The sequence below is a fragment of the Rathayibacter sp. AC451 genome, assembly GCF_979253095.1.
In genome coordinates this window covers 3,668,919-3,687,463 of the sequence record NZ_CEEDBD010000001.1, presented here as the reverse complement: position 1 = coordinate 3,687,463, position 18,545 = coordinate 3,668,919, and the positions used below count along the sequence as shown (strand labels likewise).

The following is an 18,545-nucleotide window of genomic DNA, read 5'->3' as shown; positions in this document are numbered from 1 at the left end:
CGACGCATCCATCCACCACGCAAGGAGAGACAGCATGGCCCAGAGACAGTCCATCTTCGGACGCATCGCGCAGCTCGCGAAGGCGAACATCAACGCGCTCCTCGACCAGGCCGAGGACCCGCAGAAGATGCTCGACCAGATGGTGCGGGACTACACCGACAGCATCCGCGACGCCGAGGCCGCCATCGCGCAGACCATCGGCAACCTGCGCCTGCTCGAGGACGACTACCGCGAGGACGTCGACAACGCGCAGGAGTGGGGCGCCAAGGCGCTCGCGGCGAGCCGCAAGGCCGACGACCTCCGCTCCTCCGGCAGCACCGGCGACGCCGACAAGTTCGACGCCCTCGCGAAGGTCGCACTGCAGCGCCAGATCCAGTCCGAGAAGGAGGCGAGGGACGCCGAGCCGACCATCGCCTCGCAGACCGAGGTCGTCGACAAGCTCAAGTCGGGCCTGAACCAGATGCGCGAGAAGCTGAACCAGCTCTCGTCCAAGCGCGACGAGCTGATCGCCCGCTCCAAGACCGTCGAGGCGCAGACCCAGGTCCAGGACGCCATCAAGAGCATCGACATCATGGACCCCACCAGCGAGGTGAGCCGCTTCGAGCAGAAGATCCGCCGCGAGGAGGCGCGCGTCCGCGGCGCCGAGGAGCTCGCCTCCTCGAGCCTCGACGCCCAGTTCGAATCGCTGGAGGACCTCGGCGAGATGACCGAGGTCGAGGCGCGACTGGCCGCACTGAAGTCCGGCCGCCCGCAGGACTCGATCGGATCCTGAGAGCACCGATCGGCGCGGTGGCTGCGATCGCGGCCGCCGCGCCGACGTACCGTTCGCGAAGGCTGGCAATCCTCATGGTGCGGTGGACGGCCCTTCCCCCTAATGTTCGAAGAGGTAGCCCCTGAAACCGGTCGCCGCACGCCGCGTCCGGCCCCTACCGGCGCGGTGAACCAGGAGCGGACCAGGCCTGCCTCACGCAGGCGGAGCCGGGGATCGCTCTCCACGAGGCCGTCGACGCCGATGGCCGCCCCGAAAGAACGAGGCACCCCGTGAGCATCTCCGACACCCTGCCCGACGGCGGCGCGACCGCGCAGCCCGGCGGCGAAGCGAAAGCCGCCCCCCGAGTCGTCCGCACGCGTCCGCGCGCCGACGGCCGCATCAACCCCACGACCGAGTACTCGGGCCTCCTCAGCACCGTCCGCGATGCGGGCCTGCTGCGCCGCCGCACCGGCTTCTACTACACGATGTTCGCCGCCCTGGTGCTGGCCCTCGGCGGCATCGTCACCGGATTCGTCCTGCTGGGTGACTCCTGGTTCCAGCTGCTGCTGGCCGCCGCCCTCGGCATCGTCCTCACCCAGTTCGCCTTCCTCGCCCACGAGGCCTCGCACCGCCAGGTGTTCGAGTCGGGCAAGGCCAACGACGTCGCGGGCCGCACGCTCGCGAACCTCTTCGTCGGCATCAGCTACTCCTGGTGGATGACGAAGCACAGCCGTCACCACGCCAACCCGAACGTGCTCGGCAAGGACCCCGACATCGAGCGCGATGTCATCTCGTTCACGAGCGAGGACGCGGCCCGCTCGCGCGGCCTGTACGCCTGGCTGACCCGCCGCCAGGGCTACGCGTTCTTCCCGCTCCTCCTGCTCGAGGGCATCAACCTCCACATCCACGGCTTCCGCACCGTCTTCGGCCGCGGCAAGGTCGACAAGCGCTGGGTCGAGATCTCGATGCTCGTCACCCGTGTCGGCCTCTACCTCGCGGTCATCTTCTGGGCTCTGCCGCTGGGCATGGCGTTCGCCTTCCTCGGCGTCCAGATGGGTGTCTTCGGCCTCTACATGGGCGCTTCGTTCGCCCCGAACCACAAGGGCATGCCGCTGCTGCCCAAGGAAGCGCGCGTCGACTTCCTGCGCCGTCAGGTCCTCACTTCGCGCAGCATCAAGAGCACCTGGCTGACCGACCTCTACATGGGCGGCCTCAACTACCAGGTCGAGCACCACCTGTTCCCGAACATGCCCCGCCCGGCCCTGCGCCGCGCCCAGGTCATCGCGAAGGAGTACTGCGCCACCCACCAGATCCCCTACACCGAGACCTCGCTGCTCGAGTCGTACGGCATCGTCGTCCGCTACCTCAACCGCGTGGGCCTCTCGGCCGGCGGCGACCCGTTCGACTGCCCGGCCGCCTCGGCCTACGGCCGCTGAGCCGCGCTGAACGCCGCGAAGGCCCCCGCTCCGATCGGAGCGGGGCCTTCGCCGTTCCCCGGGGAGGGCGGGGCGGCGGAGCGTCAGTTCGCGGAGCAGAGGATGAGCGTCGACGACACGAACCCGGCGGTCTTGGCCCCCGATCCGCCGTAGCCGCTCGGGAGGGTCGCCACGGCGGTGAGCCGGAACGCGACCGAGATCGACAGGGTGGTCCGGAACGTGATCGTCGCTCCGGCCGGCACCGCCGCGGTCAGGGTGATCAGGCGGCTCGTGCCGCTGAGGAAGGCGATGTCCGCGCTTCCGCCCGACACTCCGAAGACCCCGATGCTGGCGACTCCGGAGCCCGTGACGACGACCGTCGTGCCGACCGGCAGCGGAGTCGTCGGGCCGGCCTGGAGCGTGAAGCCGGGGCCCAGGAGCCCGAGGGTCCCGCAGGTGCCGCGGAGCATGAACGGGCCCACGTCCGTGATCGAGGCGGCAGCCGACGGGGTGGCCACCGCGACCGCGACGACCGGGACGGTCCACGCGGCGGCAGCGGCCACCGAGCGGCGCGTGACGACGCGCTCGGCGTCGAGGGGAACGGGAGTGCGGTCGTGGGTCACGAGCGGCCCTTTCTGTCGGAGGACGACGACCGAGGGCGCCCTCCGGCGCGGAACGGTCGGCAGCGGTGCGGTTCGGGAGCGATCCTGGGCAGCGAGCGCTCCGCGTTCAAGGCGCGAGGCGCTGTCCCCCGCAGATGGGAGACGGCCGAGCGCAAGGGGGTGCGCGGGGGCCGGAGCGCGACCTAGCGTGGCGTCATGAGCAGCTCCGACAACGACATCGAACCGACCCTCGTCGACCCCGAGCGGACCCCGGCCGAGACCGATCCCGAGACGGGCGCGGGCACCACCGCCGGCCTCGACGAGGTCGGCCGTCCGTCCCCCGACGGACTCACCCAGGACGGCGAGGCGGAGAACCCTCCGCTGCCCGACTGGGGCCCCACCGACGGCGTCCACGGCACCGACGCCGACCCCGACGGAACCGGTGGCGCGACCCGCTGACCGAGCACGATCCGAGGGACCTCCTCGGCGCTGACCGCCCCGGCGATCGGTGCCCGAAGAGGTCCCTCCGTGTTCGCCCCGACGTCGCCGCCGCGTCGACGGCGCCGCCCTACACTGGCGGGATGCAGCCGAAAGAACGCGCCCTCCGGGTGATCTCCTACAACCTCCGGGAGCACCGAGCGCACGTCGAGATCGCTCCTCTCGCCGCCCGTCACGACGTCGACGTCCTCTGCCTCCAGGAGTGCGACACGACGAAGCTCCCCCAGGAGCTGGGCGACCTGCGGCTCGCGTCCGTCACCGCGCGCAACCGCCTGGGCCTCGCGATCTACTACTCCCATGCCCGCTTCGAACTCGTCGGCAGCGCCGCCTCCGAGCTCAGCAAGTCGATGCACGACCGCGTGATGTCCCCCGCTCACGAGCGCCTGCTGGCCGTCCGCCTCCTCGACGAGGAGGGCGGTGCGATCGCCGTCTCGTCGTTCCACGCGGCCCCGCTCTCGGCGGGCAACGCGCTGCGCCGCAAGCAGATCGACGAGGCCCTCAACCGTCTCCGGGAGTACGCGCCGGACACCCCGTCGCTCATGGTGGGCGACTACAACTACCCGTGGTTCTTCCGCGGGCTCGACCGCAAGATGACCCGGAACGGGTACCTCGTGTCGCGGAGCGACTCCCCCACCTACGCGCGCTACCGCTACTTCAGCGGGCACTTCGACTTCGCGATCAGCGACTCCGTGCGCATCGAGCGCGTGTCGACCCTTCCCCAGGGTCTGTCCGACCACCTGCCCGTCCTGGTGGACGCCCACTACGGGAACAGCGCGGCCTAGGTCCGCTCGGGCCCGGGGTCCGCTCGGGCCCGGCACTGCTCCGGTCTCGGAGTGCTCACCTCCCGCACGGCCGCCGCTCGCTAGGCTCGGGGGGTGACGACCCTGATCCTGGCCCGGCACGGAGAGACCGTCTGGCACTCCGAGAACCGCTACGCGGGCTCCTCCGACATCGCTCTGACACCCGACGGACAGGACCAGGCGGCGACGCTGGCCTCCTGGGCCGTCGACGCGGACCTCGAGGCGGTGTACTCCTCGACCCTCGTCCGCGCAGTGCGCACCGCCGTTCCGGCCGCGCGAGCGGCGCACCTCGAGGTGCAGCTCGATCCCGCGCTCGTCGAGGTCGACTTCGGCCAGGGCGAGGGGCTGACCACCGCCGAGATGGAGAAGCGCTTCCCCGACGCCTACCGCGCGTGGGTCGCCGCCCCGGCGATCCAGCCCCTGCCCGGCGGGGAGTCGGGCCTGGACGCGGTCGCCCGCGCGAACACGTCGCTCGCCCGGATCCACCACGACCACCCGGACGGCCGGGTGCTCGTCGTCGCGCACGGCACCCTCATCCGCCTGCTGCTCTGCGCGTACCTCGGCATCAACCCCGAGACGTACCGCCACACCTTCCCCGTCGTCGACAACGTGTCGCTGACGACCCTGCGCTGGGACGAGACGGGCATCGGCCTGCTCGGCTACAACGTCCCACCGGTGCAGAAGCAGCGGCGCTCGAGCTGAGCGCCGTCGACCCGGCCCCGCGCCGCCCGAGCGGCGCGGGCTCGATCGGCCTCGTCCTGGGCGCGGTCGCGAGCGTGCAGCTGGGCGCGTCGTTCGCCGTCCTCCTCTTCCCCGCCGCGGGCCCGGTCGGCACCGTGACCCTGCGGCTGATCTTCTCGGCGCTCGTGCTCCTCGTGGTGTGCCGTCCCCGGATCCGCGGCTACACCCGCGCCGACTGGGGCACCGTCGCCGTCTACGGCCTCGCCCTGGGCGGGATGAACGCCTGCTACTACGAGGCGATCGCGCGCATCCCGCAGGGCGCGGCCGTCACCCTCGAGGTGCTCGGGCCGCTGGCCCTCTCGGTGATCGCGGGGCGCAGCCTCCTCAGCCTGCTCTGGGCCGGCCTCGCCCTCGCCGGCGTCGTCACGCTGTCGCAGGGCGGCTTCGGCTCCCTCGACCCCGTCGGGGTCGCCTTCGCCCTCGGGGCCGCCGCGCTCTGGGCGACCTACATCGTCTTCGCCGAGCGCACGGGCGGGCGCTTCCCGCGCCTGGACGGTCTCGCCCTGGCCCTGGCCGCGGGCGCGATCGTCTCGCTGCCGTTCGGCATCGCCACCGCCGGATCCGCCCTCGTCCTCCCGCCCGTGCTGCTGCTGGGCTTCGCGGTCGCCGTGCTCTCCTCCGCGATCCCCTACGCCCTCGAGCTGCTGGCGCTGCGGCGACTCCGCTCCTCGACCTTCTCGATCCTGATGTCGCTGGCACCGGGGGCAGCGGCGCTCTCGGGCTTCCTCGTGCTCGGTCAGCGCCTCTCCCCGATCGAGGCGGTCGGCATCGGCCTCGTCGTCGCGGCGAGCGTGGGCGCCGTGCGCACCGCCCGGCGGTGACCGACGCGGATCCGAGCGACCCCTGCCGTTCGGCCTGATGTTTCGTTAGGCTAACTATGTGCCATTCGAGACCGCGATCCCCGCCCTCGCCGGAGAGCTCCGCGTCGCCGTCGCGCGTCTGGGCCGTCGACTCCGCCAGGAGAAGGGCCGGCACGAGCTGAGCGACGCGCAGCTGAGCGTCCTCGCCCTGCTCGAGCGGGAGGGGCCGCGCACGCTCGGCGAGCTGGCCGAGCTCGAGCGCGTCCGCCCCCCGTCGATGTCGCGCACCGTCGCGTGCCTCGTCGACGACGGTCTGGCCGAGCGGCTCGGCGATCCGGCCGACGGGCGGATCACCCGTCTGCGTCCGACTGAGGCGGGCGCCGCTCTGGTGCACGAGGTCCGCCGCAGCCGTGACGCCTGGCTGGTCGCCCGGCTCCGGGAGCTCTCCCCCGCCCAGCAGGCGCTGCTGCACGACGCCGCCGCACTCCTGCGCGAGGTGGCCGAGCGATGAGCGCCATGTTCCGCTCGATGGCCGTGCCGAACTACCGCATCTGGTTCGCCGGAGCGACGGTCTCGAACATCGGCACCTGGATGCAGCGCACCGCCCAGGACTGGATCGTCATCAACGATCTGACCGACCACGACGCCACCGCGCTCGGCATCACGATGGCACTGCAGTTCGGCCCGCAGCTGCTGATGGTCCCCTTCTCGGGCTTCATCGCCGACCGCTTCGACCGGCGGCGGCTGCTCATGGCCACCCAGGCCGCGATGGGCGCGCTCGGACTCGCGCTCGGCCTCCTCGTCGTCACCGGTGCGGTCCAGCTCTGGATGGTCTACCTCTTCGCCCTGCTGCTCGGCTTCGCCGCCGCGGTCGACGCTCCCGTGCGCCAGACCTTCGTGTCGGCGCTGGTCGAGGAGAAGGACCTCTCGAACGCGGTCTCGCTCAACTCCGCCTCGTTCAACTCCGCGCGGATGATCGGCCCGGCCCTCGCGGGCGTGCTGATCTCGGCGATCGGGTCGGGCTGGGTCTTCCTCCTCAACGCCGCGAGCTTCCTCGCGGTGCTGCTCTCGCTGCGCCTCCTGCACCGCGACGAGCTCCACTCGGCGCCGCGCGCCTCCCGCGGACCGGGTGCGCTGCTGGACGGGTTCCGCTACGTCTCGCGGCGGCCGGACATCATCGTCGTGCTGATCATCGTGTTCCTGATCGGCACCTTCGGCCTCAACTTCCCGATCTTCGCCTCGACCATGGCGACCGTCGAGTTCGACATGGGAGCGAGCGAGTTCGGCCTGCTCTCCTCCGCGATCGCGATCGGCTCCGTCGTCGGAGCCCTGCTCTCGGCCCGCCGCGACCGCCCCCGCCTGCGCCTGATCGTCGCGGCCGCCGCCGCGTTCGGCGTGGCCCTCGCCCTGTCGGGACTGATGCCGACGGCGTGGTCCTTCGCGGTCGTCCTGCCCCTGGTGGGCGTCGCGGCGCAGACGCTGATGACCTCGGCCAACGGCTTCGTGCAGCTCTCCACCGCGCCCGAGATGCGCGGCCGAGTGATGGCGCTCTACATGGCGATCTTCGTCGGAGGGACGCCGATCGGCGCGCCGCTGATCGGCGCCGTGGCGAACGGCCTCGGCCCGCGCTGGGCGATCGCGGTGGGGGCCGCGTCGGGCCTCGCCGCCGCCGCCGTCGGCCTGGGCTTCCACCTCCGGATGCGCCGCGCCGGAGCAGCCTCGGCTCGCGAGAACGCGCTGGGCTCGCAGGATCGGGCGGATCCCGCGAGCCGAGCCCGATCCGACGAGCCCGAGGTCGGCTCCGGCGCTCCCGCGCTCAGGCCTCGCGCGTGATCTCGACCCGGACGAACAGCTTCGACGAGTGCGGCCCGGCGTAGACGCCCCGCAGCGGAGCGATGTCGTTGTAGTCGCGGCCTCGGCCGACGATCACGTGCCGGTCGCCGATGTCGATCAGGTTCGTGGGATCGTAGCCGCGCCACGCGCCTCCGCAGAACCACTCGACCCAGGCGTGGGACTCGCCGGTCACCGTCTCGCCGATCTCGGCGTGCGGCTTGGGGTGCAGGTAGCCCGAGACGTACCGGGCCGGGATGCCGACGGAGCGCAGCGCCCCCAGGACGATGTGGGTGATGTCCTGGCAGACGCCCTTGCGCGCCGTCCACGACTCCGTCGCCGTCGAGTGCACGCCGGTCACGCCCTGCTTGTAGGTCATCTCGCGGCCGATGCGCTCGGCGATCGCGAGCGCGGCCTCGCAGGGCCCCGCCGCCTCGTCGGCGAGCGAGCGCGCCAGGTCGACCAGGTCCTCGGGAGGCGCGGTGCGGGTGGTCTGCTTCGACTGCTCCACGTACTCGGTGAGCGTCTCGACCTGCTCGGCGAGCTGCTCCCAGCCGTAGGGGTGCTCCGGATGCGCCTTCGGGCGCACCTCGACCAGGGACGTCGCCGTGAGCGAGAGCTCCTGGTGCGCGTCGAGCACGTCGAACGAGGACACCCGGGTGCCCCAGTAGTCGGTGTAGGTGTGCACCGAGGTGACCGGTCGGATGTCGAGGTTCGAGAACAGCACGAGCTGCCCGTCCGAGGACGCCGGCAGCATCCTCGCCTCGTTGTACGACGCCACGACGTCGCCCCGGTAGGTGAAACCTGTGGTGTGCGTGATGCGCAGCCTGCTCACAGCGCCTCCCCGATCCAGCTCGGCATGACGTTGGTGGGGAAGTAGCGCTGCCGGATCGCCTCGGACGCGGCCGAGGTCGCGTCCTGCACCCCGTCCATGTGCCGCGGGAGGTCCTCGAGGATCTCGGCGATCGGCCGGTACTCCAGCTCGCTCCGGATCTGGCCCAGCACGCGCTGGGCGTCGCCGGTGTGCCCGATCCGGCCGGTGCGCGGCTCGATGTCGCGCATGCACATCTCGGCGCGCGAGATCGAGAAGAGGATCGAGCGCGGGAAGAGGCGGTCGAGCAGGAGGAACTCCGCCGCGTTCCGCGCGCTCGGCACGCCTCGGTAGGTGCGGAGGTACGCCTCGTACGCCCCGCACGAGCGGAGGATCGTGGTCCACGACGGGCCGCTCGCCTCGGTCAGCGACCGGGTCGCGAGCAGTCGCGCCGTCATGTCGGCGCGCTCGATCGAGCGGCCGAGCGTGAAGAACTGCCAGGCCTCGTCGCGGGACGTCGCCGACTCGATGATGCCCACGGCCAGCGCCGAGCGCTCGCGGACCCAGCTGAAGAACTCCGAGACGCGCTCGCCCGAGACGCGGCGCGGCATCCGGGTGCGGGTGGTGTTGAGGCACTCCCAGAGCTCGGTCGAGACGATCTCGCGGGCGCGGCGCGCGTTCTCACGGGCGGCGCCGAGCGAGTAGGCGATGGAGGCGGGATTCGTGCGGTCGATCGCGAGGATCGTGAGCACGTCGGCGCGGGTGATCTCGCCCATGTCGTCGGGCGGGGTCGAGCCCATCACCGACAGCAGCGAGCGGCACGCGGTGTCCTCGTCGATCCATGGGTCCTCCAGCAGGAGCTGGAGGTGGACGTCGAGGATGCGCGCAGTGCCGTCCGAGCGCTCGATGTAGCGGCCGATCCAGAAGAGGGACTCTGCGATCCGGGAGAGCATCAGTCCTCCTCTCCCGCGTCGCGACCCTGCTGCTGCTGCTGCTCCTGGTCGGTGTTCGGGGCGTCGTGCGGCGAGTGGTCGGGGGTGTGGTTCAGCGGGTACACGATCGGGATCGAGCTGGTGACCGCGGCCTGCTCGGCGACGAGGCCCTGGATGTCGTGCGCGTCGGGCTCGCGGTCGCGCTGCGACTCCAGGCCCACCACCCAGGTGTCCTTCGATCCGCCGCCCTGCGACGAGTTCACGACGAGCTGGCCCTCGGGCAGCGCCACCCGGGTCAGGCCGCCGGGCAGCACCCAGACGTCGTTCCCGTCGTTGACGGCGAACGGCCGGAGGTCGGCGTGGCGCGGGCGCATGCCGTCGTCGACGAGGGTCGGGATGGTCGACAGCTGCACCACAGGCTGCGCGATCCAGCCGCGCGGATCGGCCTGCAGGCGCGAGCGCAGCTCGGCGAGCTCCTTCGCGGAGGCGTCGGGGCCCACCACGAGCCCCTTGCCGCCGGAGCCGTCGACCGGTTTCACGACGAGCTCGTCGAGCCGGTCGAGGACCTCCTCGAGCGCACCCGGATCCTCCAGGCGCCAGGTGTCGACGTTCTTGATCACCGCGTCCTCGCCCAGGTAGTAGCGGATGAGGTCGGGCATGTAGGTGTAGACGAGCTTGTCGTCCGCGACTCCGTTGCCCACGGCGTTCGCGATGGTCACGGTGCCCAGGCGGGCGGCGAGCATGAGCCCCGGCGAGCCGAGCATCGAGTCGGCGCGGAATTGCAGCGGATCGAGGAACTCGTCGTCGACGCGGCGGTAGATCACGTCGACGCGGGTCGGGCCCGAGGTGGTGCGCATGAACACCTTGCCGCCGGTGCAGAAGAGGTCGCGGCCTTCGACCAGCTCGACGCCCATCAGGCGCGCGAGCAGCGTGTGCTCGAAGTAGGCGGAGTTGTAGACGCCGGGGGTTAGGACGACCACGGTCGGGTCGTCGACGCCCTCGGGCGCCGACGCGCGCAGGGCCTGCAGCAGCTTGTTGGGGTAGTCGCCGACCGGGCGGACCCGCATCGAGACGAACAGCTCGGGCAGGGTCTGCGCCATGACGCGGCGGTTCGAGATCACGTACGAGACGCCGGAGGGGACGCGGACGTTGTCCTCGAGAACGCGCCACGCGCCGACCTCGTCGCGGATGAGGTCGATCCCCGAGACCTGGATCCGCACGCCGTTCGCCGAGACGATGCCGGCGGCCTGCCGGTGGAAGTGGCTGGAGCTCGAGATGAGCCCGGCGGGGATCACGCCGTCCTTGACCGCGTTCTGCGGCCCGTACACATCGGCGAGGAACGCCTCGAGAGCGCGGACGCGCTGCTTGATGCCGCTCTGCACCTCGTTCCACTCGGCGCGCTCGATCACGCGCGGCACTGCATCGAGCGGGAACGGCCGCTCCTCGCCGGCGAAGTCGAACGTGACGCCCTGCGCGAGGTAGGAGGAGGCGAGCGCGTCGGTGCGGCCGCGCAGCTCCTCCTGGGTCATGCGGGCGAGCGAGGAGTAGATGTCGCGGTACGCCGAACGGACCCCGTCGGGGCCCTTCGTCGCGGCGACATCAGCGAACATCTCGTCCCAGGGAGGGGCGCCGGCACGGCGGCGCTCGACCTTCTGGGACCCGTAGCCGTCGAAGAGGTCACCCATGGCACGACTCTAGTCCGGGGCGTATTGCGGGGATGTTTCGCCGGATCCGGGCGGCCCCGGCGGGCCCTGCGGAACGCCGGTGTCCGCCTGTGGAGAGCGCCTGCGATACAGAACGTCAGCGGAGAAGGGGTCGGTCGGCTGACAGCCGAGAACGACCCCTCTCAGCTGACGTTGCGCCGACGACAGGTCGAGGCGGGCCGCTTCTTCGGCACTCCCCGAGGAGCGCGGGCACCGAGCCTGCCGGCAACCCTCCGGACGAACCACCTGCGGAACATCAGTGGAGAGAGGGGGATGTCGGCTGACAGCCGAGAGACCCCCGTCTCCGCTGACGTTGCGCGAGTAGCGTCCCGCCGAGGGTGCCTCGAGGCCGCGCCGCCGGCGCTGAGGAGCGGTCCAGAGATGCTCCTGGCGGTGGATCAGGGACAGGAGCGCCTCTTCCGTCCGCGGCCAGTCCTCCATGATCTGGTGGTTGTCGAGGCGGATGCAGAGGTACTCCTGCCGCGCCAGCTCGAGATCCCGGCGCCGATCCTCGCGGAACTGCTCGAGGCTCCCGTGGTAGCGGTAGCCGTCGCTCTCGAGGACGAGCCGCTCGCCGACGATCTCGTCGACGAAGCCGACCCCGGGGACGGGCACCTGCGTGCGCACCTGCACCCGCCGGCGACGCAGGCTCAGGCGCGTCTTTGTCTCGAATCCGGACTGGCTGCTGCCATCGACCCTCTCGAAGAGGGCGCGCTTGCCCAGCGGCGCGAGCTGCCGGAGCGTGCCGAGCTCCTCGACGGTCAGCAGACCGCTGTTCAGCGCGGAGTCGATCGTGACGATCGCGTCGTCGTCACGGACGCAGGTCACCAGGTGCAGGACCGCCGCGCCGACGCCGTCCTGCGACAGGGACCGCCGCCCCTGCCCGGGCCACTGCCGCCAGTGGCCGACCTCGCCTCGCCGCAGCTCGTGCACCGAGGACGCGCCGAGAGCGACGTGCAAGGCGGGCCGCTCGACGGTCCACAGCCCGAGGTGCCGCAGCAGGGAGACGCACGTGAGGACGCCGCCCGCCCGCACCGCCGCGAGCTCGATCGGCGGCACGTCCGAGAGGGCGTACACGCCCCGGCGCACGCGCACGAGGACACCGTCGTCGAGGGCGCGCTGCACGACGGTCCGCGGGATCGCCGAAGCCGCGATGCCCCGCGTGGTCGCGAAGCCGCCGCTGGATCGAAGGAGGGAGACGAGTCCGTGCGTCCCCGGGATCGTGCCGGAGATCGTGCCGCGCCGATCGGGGAGAACTGCTCTATGTGGACAGATCGGCGCCGACGCCGTCCGGGGAGGACGTGCACGACTCCTCACCGCCGGAGCGCGACCCGGGCTCGCACGGAGGCGCCGGAGGTCGGTGCGCTGTACCGGGCTGCCGCACCCGCCGAGGCGTGACTCCCGACCGTCAGCGGGCCTCCACGACCCGCACCGGACGCGTCCGCCGCCCGCAGCGGACGTGGTCGCCGGCAGACGCCCTCGCCTCGACCCGACCGGCCGACGATGACCGAGGCGGGTCCGAGCACGAGACCCGCCGTCCACCAGACGAGGAGCATCCCCATGACAGAGAACCCGACCCACGGCCGCATCCAGCGCCGCACCATCGTCGCAGGCGCGGCCTGGACGGTACCGGTCGTCGCCACGACGATCGGAGCGCCGCTCGCGGCCGCGTCCCCCACGACCCCGCCGCCGGCCGTCTGCCACGAGTTCCCGCCGGCGTCGACCTGGACGTGGCAGGTCCCCCGCTCGGGCATCGTCTCGTTCCCGTTCTACTTCCGCGACGGCGAGCGCTTCGCCAGCTCCGCGGACGCGACTCCCGGGTTCGGCACGGCGACCATGGCGGTGCTCACCACCCTCGAGGTGGTGCAGGGCAAGCGCTACCACTTCGCGATGCCCGCCTTCTCCAACCCCGTCGGCTCGCAGTGGCAGTCGCTGAACGTCTACCTCAACGGCCAGCAGGTCTTCGCTGGCACGACGCGGCCGTTCCCGGGGATCGAGTACATCCCGCCCGCGGGCAACACCTACCACTACGAGTGGACGGCGAATGCGACCGGACCCGTGAAGGCGGTCTTCGAGTGGATGATGCCCGACACCGCCGGACTGAATCCGCCGACGAACCAGGACATCAACTTCACGCGTCCGACCGTCACCTGCCTCTAGGAGGCGCGGAGCCGCCGACGGTCGTCCTCCGACCGTCGGCGGGGGCGCTCGGAGCGGCGGAGCCGGTCACGCCGCCCGACGCGCCGCCGCCCGACGCAGCGCCCGTGCGGACCGGAATCCGGCGAGTCGCGCGGCCTCGCCCGGGGGCAGCGGCGTCGCGGCGCTGACGAGTGCCCGCGCCCGCGCGAGACGGGCGTCGCAGAGCGCCGTACCCGGGCTGGATCCGCGCCCGTGGAAGATCCTCCGCAGGTGCCGGTCCGACACGGCGAGTGCGCGAGCGAGCGCGGTGACCGAGAACGAAGGATCACCCGCGTTCAGGGCGATGGCGTCGAGCGCCCGGCGGTACAGGAGCGCTTCGCCCGACGAGCGCCCGAGGAGCCGGGGACCGAGTGCCTCGTCGAGAAGACCACTGAGGAGACTCGTGGTCGCGAGTCGGAAGGACGGGAAACCGGTCGCGTCCGGGTCGAGCCCGGCGTTGAAGGCGGCGTTGACCGCGGCGAGGAGCACCGGGCGGAAGGACGGGGCCGCATCGGCGATCACGGCCCCGGATCGCAGCGCGGCGACCGCAGCGGGTGACAGCCCCGAGCCGTCGGCCGCGAGCTCGAACTCGAAGCGCGCGATCCGATCGACCGCCGTCAGCGCGAGCGGCCCTCCCTCGGGCGACACCACGAGATCACCGGAGGTGATGGCGTGCGTCGCGCCTCCGAAGCTCACGTCGGCATCCCCGTCCACGACCACGACGGCGAACAGCACGCCGGGAGTCGGAGCCCGCTCGAGACCTGCCGACGTGTGCCAGACACGGGCGACACGGAAGCCCGCCGCGGCGACCTCGTCGGCGATCAGGTGGGACGGGCCCTGTCCGGTCATCGCCCGTTCGGCGAGCCACGCGGAGGCGGCCCTCCCGGTGAGGACGTCCTCGCGGGGAGAGCGGTCGGGTGCGGGATTCACGAGAGGGCTCCTCAGGGCGTGGAGACCGCGGGCACGGTCGAGGAGAGTGTCCTCCAGACCTCAGACAGGTGTGGTGCATCGGTCAGGACCGGACGCGCGCGACGCCAGGGGCGGACACGGGCGCCGGCACCGCGCACGGCGACGTAGCGAACCGCGCTCGCCGACGACCTCACCCCAGCGGCGGGAGCACCCCGCGCTGAACGCGCGGCGGCCCGATCACGTCACCGCGATGCCCCTCCCGACCGCATCAGAGCGCCCGCCGCATCGACGACGCGCTGCCGAACCCCGCCAAGCGCGCGACGTCGGCCGAGCTGAGGGCTCGATCGCCGCTCTCCCGCAGAGCACGGGCGATCTCGGCGCGCTCGGCGCGGATCTCGGCGGCAGGGCTCGATCCGTGCGCGGCGAACGCCTCCTGCAGCGAGCGGGGCGAGATCCGCAGCTCGTCGCTCAGGACGGCGGTCGAGAACGCCCTCTCGGCCGCCCTCTCCGCGATCATCCTCCGAGCGCGATCGACGAGCACGTCCCGACGAGTGGCGAGGCCTCCCCGCGCAGCCGCGTCCACTGCGAGCAGTCCCGAGACGAGACTGCGCACCGCGAGGCGGAAGGCCGGGAAACCCGGATCCTGCGGGCCCAGCTCCGAGTTGAACGCCGCGTTGAGCGTCGAGATCAGGACCGTGGCGAAGGGCCGCACGTCGGGGTCGAGCAGTCCCCCGTCGCTGCAGCCTCGGCGCACCGCCTCCGGCAGCTGATCGGCATCGAACTCGACCTCGAGGTGCGCGCCGGATTCCGCCGCCGTGATCGTCACCTCGTCGAATGCCGGCAGCACCGCGATCGACCCCGGTCCGGCACGGCCCGACCAGGTCGGTGCCTCGAGCTCGATCCCACCGTCGACCTGGAGCAGCACGGCCGCCCGGGGCCTCGCGGGCGCCTCCCGGAGGAGCGTCGTCTCGGAGTGCCAGTACCGCGCGATCCGCAGGTCGGCGCCGGGCACCTCGTCGACGTAGACACGGGGAGCGCGCGGGTCCAGGACGCGGTAGCCGGCGGAGCGGAACCAGGCGATCGCCTCCTCCCCCGCGAGCGAGGCGGAGCGGCGGACCGCGGTGCGGGGCGGTGTCGTCACGAGGTCCTCGGCTCTCTGCGGACCGATCGGCGTGTTCCCACGACGCGCCCGCAGACCAATGGTGGAAGACGGCAGGGCCGATCCGGACCGATTGCGCAGGATGCGCGGAACCGGCGCGCAGTCCACGCGGAGACCACCCGGATCCCACCACCGCGGGGCGCATCGTCGACACCATGACCGACATCCCGTTCACCGAGAAGTCAGGAACCGCATGACCGAGAACACACCCCGCTCCGTCCACCGCCGCACCGTCGTCGCCGGCGCCGCCTGGACCATCCCCGTCGTCGCCACCGCGATCGGCGCACCGCTCGCCGCCGCGTCGAACACGACTCCGCCCGTCGACACGAGCAACTTCGACCGCTACATCGTCTGGGCGAACACCAACGTCGGCGCCGTCGGCGGCGGGCAGACCCCCATCGTCGACGCCCTCGTGCGCACCGAGGGGCCCACCGCCGGCTCGACCTCCTCCGTCGCGGTCCGCATCCCCGCCCAGTACCTCGACATCGGCTACGTCAATGCCAACTTCCTCGTTCCGGGACACACCAACGGCTGGAACTACGTCACGTCCTACATCGACGGCGGCTACGCGGTCTACCAGTTCACCCACCCGACCTCGCCGGTCCCGGCGAACAGCGACAACGTCTTCCGTTGGACGTACCGCCTCGCGAGCGCCCCGTGGCTGGTCGGCACCTCCTACACGGTCGACGTCACGTCGCTCGTCTCGCCCGGCGACCGGAACCCCGGCAACAACGTCTGGGTCGCGTCGCCGGCCGTGGCGTACGTGCAGCCGTAACCCGACTCCCGTCGCCCCGGAGCGCCGGCCGTGCCACCACCCGAGGTGTCGCGGCCGGCGCTCTCGTCGTGACCCCCGACGGCGACGGTCACCTCGGCCGTCACGCCTCGCGCAGCGCACGCCGCAGAGCGTCCTCGGAGCCGAATCCCGACACCCGCGCGATGTCGCGGAGAGGCGATCGACGGCCGGCGATCAGCTGCTCACGAGCCAGGACCGCCCTGGCACGCCGGATCTCCTGCAGCGGCGTCCGCCGTCCCTCCTGTGCGAACACGAAGGCCAGGTGCTGCCGCGTCACGCCGAGACGCTCCGCCAGCCGCGAGACGGAGAGGGCAGGGTCGGAGGCGTCCCGCTCGATGACGGCGATCGCACGCTCGCCCAGCGTCGTCGTCCCGATCGCGTCCGGGAACAGCTCGTGCACGAGCGCTGTGCAGCAGCTCCCGATCGCGGCGGCGAAGTGCTCCAGTCCGGGCGAGCCGTCGGCGAGGCCCGCGTTCAGAGCGGCGTTCGCCAGTGAGACGAGAGCGGCCTTCGCCCACGCGCCGTCGCGGTCCTGGGCGCTCAGCAGCTGCGGGCGGAGGGCGAGGACCGGGAGTCGTGCCTCGATCTCGATCCGGGCGGTCGACTCGGAGGCGTCGAGGGCGACGTCGGCGCCCTCGGTCACCAGGAGGACCTGGCCCGCTCGGAGAAGACCTCTGCGGCGAGCCGTCCCCTCCTGCGCCTCGAGGGCGATCGAGCCGTCGAGCTGCACGATCACGAGCGCGCGACCGGAGGAGGCCTTCAGCGTTCCGGACGCCGGCGTGTGCCAGATCCGAGCGACGCGGACCGGTCCGGCGTCGACCTCGTCCCAGGACGTGTGGACGTCCCCCGTCGCCCGGAGTCCGCGCACCGCGAGGAGCCTCTCCGCCTCCGTCCCGCGTGCGATCACGGCGGCCCCCTCACGACAAGGACGCACTCGAGCAGGCGGGATGCGGTCGACGTCTCCGAGCAGTGACACCAGTAAAGCCGAGGAGCCCGCCCGCCCCGGCCCGCGGCCGTGGAACGGAAGATCGGGCACGCAGAACGGAAGAGGAGCGACCGCGACGGAGGCAGGAATCGAAGAATCGGCTCCGTCATCCACCTCTTCCAAGGAGCTCACGCATGTCCGACCACCTCACCGACTCGCCCACCGGCGGCATCCAGCGACGCACGATCGTCGCCGGCGCCTCCTGGACCATCCCCGTCGTCGCCACCGCGATCGGCGCACCGCTGGCGGCCGCCTCCGGCGACGCGCTGAGCCTCGCCTTTTCGCAGCCGAGCTACTCCGGCGGCGGCTGCGGCTCCCTCAGCGGCGTCACCGTGACCGCGACGAAGGCGGGTTCTGGCGTCGCCGGACGGACGATCGCCGTCACCCTCCCCGCGGGGTTCACCTTCCCGGGCGGCGGCTCCACGCACTCCGCGACGTCGGGCGACGACGGCAGCATCAGCCTGCCGCCGATCACCCTCCCCGCCGCCGGCGGGAGCGGCACGCTCTCGGCCTCGTCCGGGACGACGACGGCCACCGCCTCGATCAGCGCGACCGCGAACACCGCGGCCGCCTCGGTCCAGAACGCCACTCCGGCCACGACTCTCAGCGCGAACATCCCCGCCGGCTCCGACAACCTCGGCTTCCGGTACTTCCTCGCACCGAACGGCGACCTCTACTACTTCACCGGAGATCGCGTCGCCACCGGCGTCACCACCCTCGCGTCGCAGTACGTCGACGGCTACTCCGATCTCGTCACCTTCCAGACCGCGTCCGGCACCTACTCCGCTCAGAACGCCGGACCCGTCACCACCCTCAGCGGCAACATCCCCCTCGACTCGACCGCCGTCGGATTCCGGTACTTCCTCGCCCCCGACGGCGACCTCTACTACTTCACCGGCGACCGGGTCGCGACAGGCGTCACCACCGCGGCCTCCCAGTTCGTCAACGGCTACTACGACCTCGTCACCTTCCAGACCGCGTCCGGGACCTATTCGGCTCAGGGCGCCGGCCCCGTCACCACGCTGAGCGGGAACATCCCGCTGGGCTCGACGAACATCGACTTCCGGTACTTCCTCGCCCCGAACGGCGACCTCTACTACTTCACCGGGGATCGCGTCGCCACCGGCGTGACCACGGCCGCCGCGCAGTACGTCGACGGCTACTACGACCTCGTCACCTTCCAGACCGCGTCCGGGACCTACTCGGCCCAGGGCGCCGGCCCCGTGACCACGCTGAGCGGGAACATCCCGCTGGGATCCGACAACGTCGACTTCCGGTACTTCCTCGCGCCGAACGGCGACCTCTACTACTTCACCGGCGACCGCGTGGCGACGGGGGTCGCGACCGCGGCGGCGCAGTACGTGCACGGCTACTCCGATCTCGCCACGTTCACCTACCTGACGGCCTGCTGAGCCGACGGGGGCGGGCGATGCACCACCCGCCCCCGAGCGCCGAGGATCAGGGCACGTCGATCCGTCGCGAACGGTCCCCCGCGCATGATCGGAGGAGCGGTTCGCGACGGATCGCCGAGCCGTTCGACGGATCGCGCATCGCGAGCGGCGGCCGATCGCGCCGTCGGGAATACTCCGCCCGCCTCGTCGTTGTATCGTCCTGTACATGCAAACGCATGGATCTGGC

At 71.9% G+C, this 18,545-nt stretch carries 19 protein-coding genes; 11 read left to right on the top strand and 8 right to left on the bottom strand.

From position 1 onward, the window contains the following. Positions 1–34 precede the first annotated feature (34 nt). Both AC0CID_RS17660 and AC0CID_RS17655 read left to right on the top strand, forming a co-directional pair. Positions 35–772, top strand: coding sequence for a PspA/IM30 family protein (locus AC0CID_RS17660; protein ID WP_207405144.1), 738 nt, complete (start codon positions 35–37; stop codon positions 770–772). A gap of 275 nt (positions 773–1,047) precedes the next feature. Then, complete coding sequence (locus AC0CID_RS17655; protein WP_465228132.1) at positions 1,048–2,187, top strand: fatty acid desaturase family protein; 1,140 nt, start codon at positions 1,048–1,050, stop codon at positions 2,185–2,187. Between the two features lie 83 nt (positions 2,188–2,270). Here AC0CID_RS17655 and AC0CID_RS17650 read toward each other — a convergent pair whose 3' ends face one another. Next, a complete protein-coding gene (locus AC0CID_RS17650; protein WP_465227841.1) occupies positions 2,271–2,789 on the bottom strand; it encodes a hypothetical protein in 519 nt (172 codons plus the stop codon). A 195-nt stretch (positions 2,790–2,984) separates the two neighbouring features. Between AC0CID_RS17650 and AC0CID_RS17645 the strand changes: the two genes are divergently transcribed. The 6 genes from AC0CID_RS17645 to AC0CID_RS17620 all read left to right on the top strand — a co-directional run bounded on the left by AC0CID_RS17645 (position 2,985) and on the right by AC0CID_RS17620 (position 7,440). Further along, positions 2,985–3,227: a hypothetical protein gene (locus AC0CID_RS17645; RefSeq protein ID WP_207405140.1), complete on the top strand. Its 243-nt coding sequence runs from the start codon at positions 2,985–2,987 to the stop codon at positions 3,225–3,227. A gap of 122 nt (positions 3,228–3,349) precedes the next feature. Next, complete coding sequence (locus AC0CID_RS17640) at positions 3,350–4,048, top strand: endonuclease/exonuclease/phosphatase family protein (RefSeq protein WP_465227840.1); 699 nt, start codon at positions 3,350–3,352, stop codon at positions 4,046–4,048. Between the two features lie 93 nt (positions 4,049–4,141). After that, positions 4,142–4,768 (top strand): histidine phosphatase family protein, encoded by a 627-nt coding sequence (locus tag AC0CID_RS17635; protein ID WP_207405135.1) that lies wholly within the window; start codon positions 4,142–4,144, stop codon positions 4,766–4,768. A gap of 74 nt (positions 4,769–4,842) precedes the next feature. Continuing rightward, on the top strand, positions 4,843–5,628 hold the full coding sequence (locus AC0CID_RS17630; RefSeq protein ID WP_465227838.1) for an EamA family transporter: 786 nt from the start codon (positions 4,843–4,845) through the stop codon (positions 5,626–5,628). 58 nt (positions 5,629–5,686) lie between these two features. After that, entirely contained in the window at positions 5,687–6,118 is a 432-nt protein-coding gene (locus AC0CID_RS17625) for a MarR family winged helix-turn-helix transcriptional regulator (RefSeq protein WP_465227837.1), read from the top strand. Next, positions 6,115–7,440: an MFS transporter gene (locus AC0CID_RS17620; protein WP_465227836.1), complete on the top strand. Its 1,326-nt coding sequence runs from the start codon at positions 6,115–6,117 to the stop codon at positions 7,438–7,440. Before AC0CID_RS17625 ends, AC0CID_RS17620 begins: the two co-directional genes overlap by 4 nt. On the opposite strand, the gene AC0CID_RS17615 is transcribed toward AC0CID_RS17620, so the two are convergent. Genes AC0CID_RS17615 through AC0CID_RS17600 form a run of 4 tightly spaced genes read right to left on the bottom strand, consistent with a single transcriptional unit; the run spans position 7,424 to position 12,200 of the window. Then, positions 7,424–8,272: a transglutaminase family protein gene (locus AC0CID_RS17615; RefSeq protein WP_465227835.1), complete on the bottom strand. Its 849-nt coding sequence runs from the start codon at positions 8,270–8,272 to the stop codon at positions 7,424–7,426. The two genes, AC0CID_RS17620 and AC0CID_RS17615, sit on opposite strands and share 17 nt — an antisense overlap. After that, on the bottom strand, positions 8,269–9,201 hold the full coding sequence (locus AC0CID_RS17610) for an alpha-E domain-containing protein (protein ID WP_207405127.1): 933 nt from the start codon (positions 9,199–9,201) through the stop codon (positions 8,269–8,271). The genes AC0CID_RS17615 and AC0CID_RS17610 overlap by 4 nt, the downstream gene beginning before the upstream one ends. Then, entirely contained in the window at positions 9,201–10,865 is a 1,665-nt protein-coding gene (locus AC0CID_RS17605) for a circularly permuted type 2 ATP-grasp protein (protein ID WP_465227834.1), read from the bottom strand. The genes AC0CID_RS17610 and AC0CID_RS17605 overlap by 1 nt, the downstream gene beginning before the upstream one ends. Positions 10,866–10,874: 9 nt before the next feature. Continuing rightward, complete coding sequence (locus tag AC0CID_RS17600) at positions 10,875–12,200, bottom strand: type IV toxin-antitoxin system AbiEi family antitoxin domain-containing protein (RefSeq protein ID WP_465227833.1); 1,326 nt, start codon at positions 12,198–12,200, stop codon at positions 10,875–10,877. A 243-nt stretch (positions 12,201–12,443) separates the two neighbouring features. Here AC0CID_RS17600 and AC0CID_RS17595 point away from each other — a divergent pair, with 243 nt between their 5' ends. Further along, complete coding sequence (locus tag AC0CID_RS17595; protein WP_465227832.1) at positions 12,444–13,043, top strand: hypothetical protein; 600 nt, start codon at positions 12,444–12,446, stop codon at positions 13,041–13,043. Positions 13,044–13,109: 66 nt separating this feature from the next. Here AC0CID_RS17595 and AC0CID_RS17590 read toward each other — a convergent pair whose 3' ends face one another. Beyond that, positions 13,110–13,991 (bottom strand): helix-turn-helix domain-containing protein, encoded by an 882-nt coding sequence (locus AC0CID_RS17590; RefSeq protein ID WP_465227831.1) that lies wholly within the window; start codon positions 13,989–13,991, stop codon positions 13,110–13,112. Positions 13,992–14,238: 247 nt separating this feature from the next. After that, positions 14,239–15,111, bottom strand: a complete 873-nt coding sequence (locus AC0CID_RS17585; protein WP_465227830.1) for a helix-turn-helix domain-containing protein — start codon at positions 15,109–15,111, stop codon at positions 14,239–14,241. 211 nt (positions 15,112–15,322) lie between these two features. On the opposite strand from AC0CID_RS17585, the gene AC0CID_RS17580 reads away from it, so the two are divergent. Continuing rightward, positions 15,323–15,904 carry a hypothetical protein gene (locus AC0CID_RS17580; protein ID WP_465227829.1) on the top strand — a complete coding sequence of 194 codons (582 nt, stop codon included), beginning with the start codon at positions 15,323–15,325 and terminating at the stop codon, positions 15,902–15,904. A gap of 100 nt (positions 15,905–16,004) precedes the next feature. On the opposite strand, the gene AC0CID_RS17575 is transcribed toward AC0CID_RS17580, so the two are convergent. Next, a complete protein-coding gene (locus tag AC0CID_RS17575) occupies positions 16,005–16,829 on the bottom strand; it encodes a helix-turn-helix domain-containing protein (RefSeq protein WP_465227828.1) in 825 nt (274 codons plus the stop codon). A 212-nt stretch (positions 16,830–17,041) separates the two neighbouring features. Here AC0CID_RS17575 and AC0CID_RS17570 point away from each other — a divergent pair, with 212 nt between their 5' ends. Next, the gene (locus tag AC0CID_RS17570) at positions 17,042–18,319 is read left to right on the top strand and encodes a hypothetical protein (RefSeq protein WP_465227827.1); all 1,278 of its coding nucleotides are present in this window, start codon (positions 17,042–17,044) and stop codon (positions 18,317–18,319) included. The last annotated feature ends 226 nt before the right edge of the window (positions 18,320–18,545 follow it).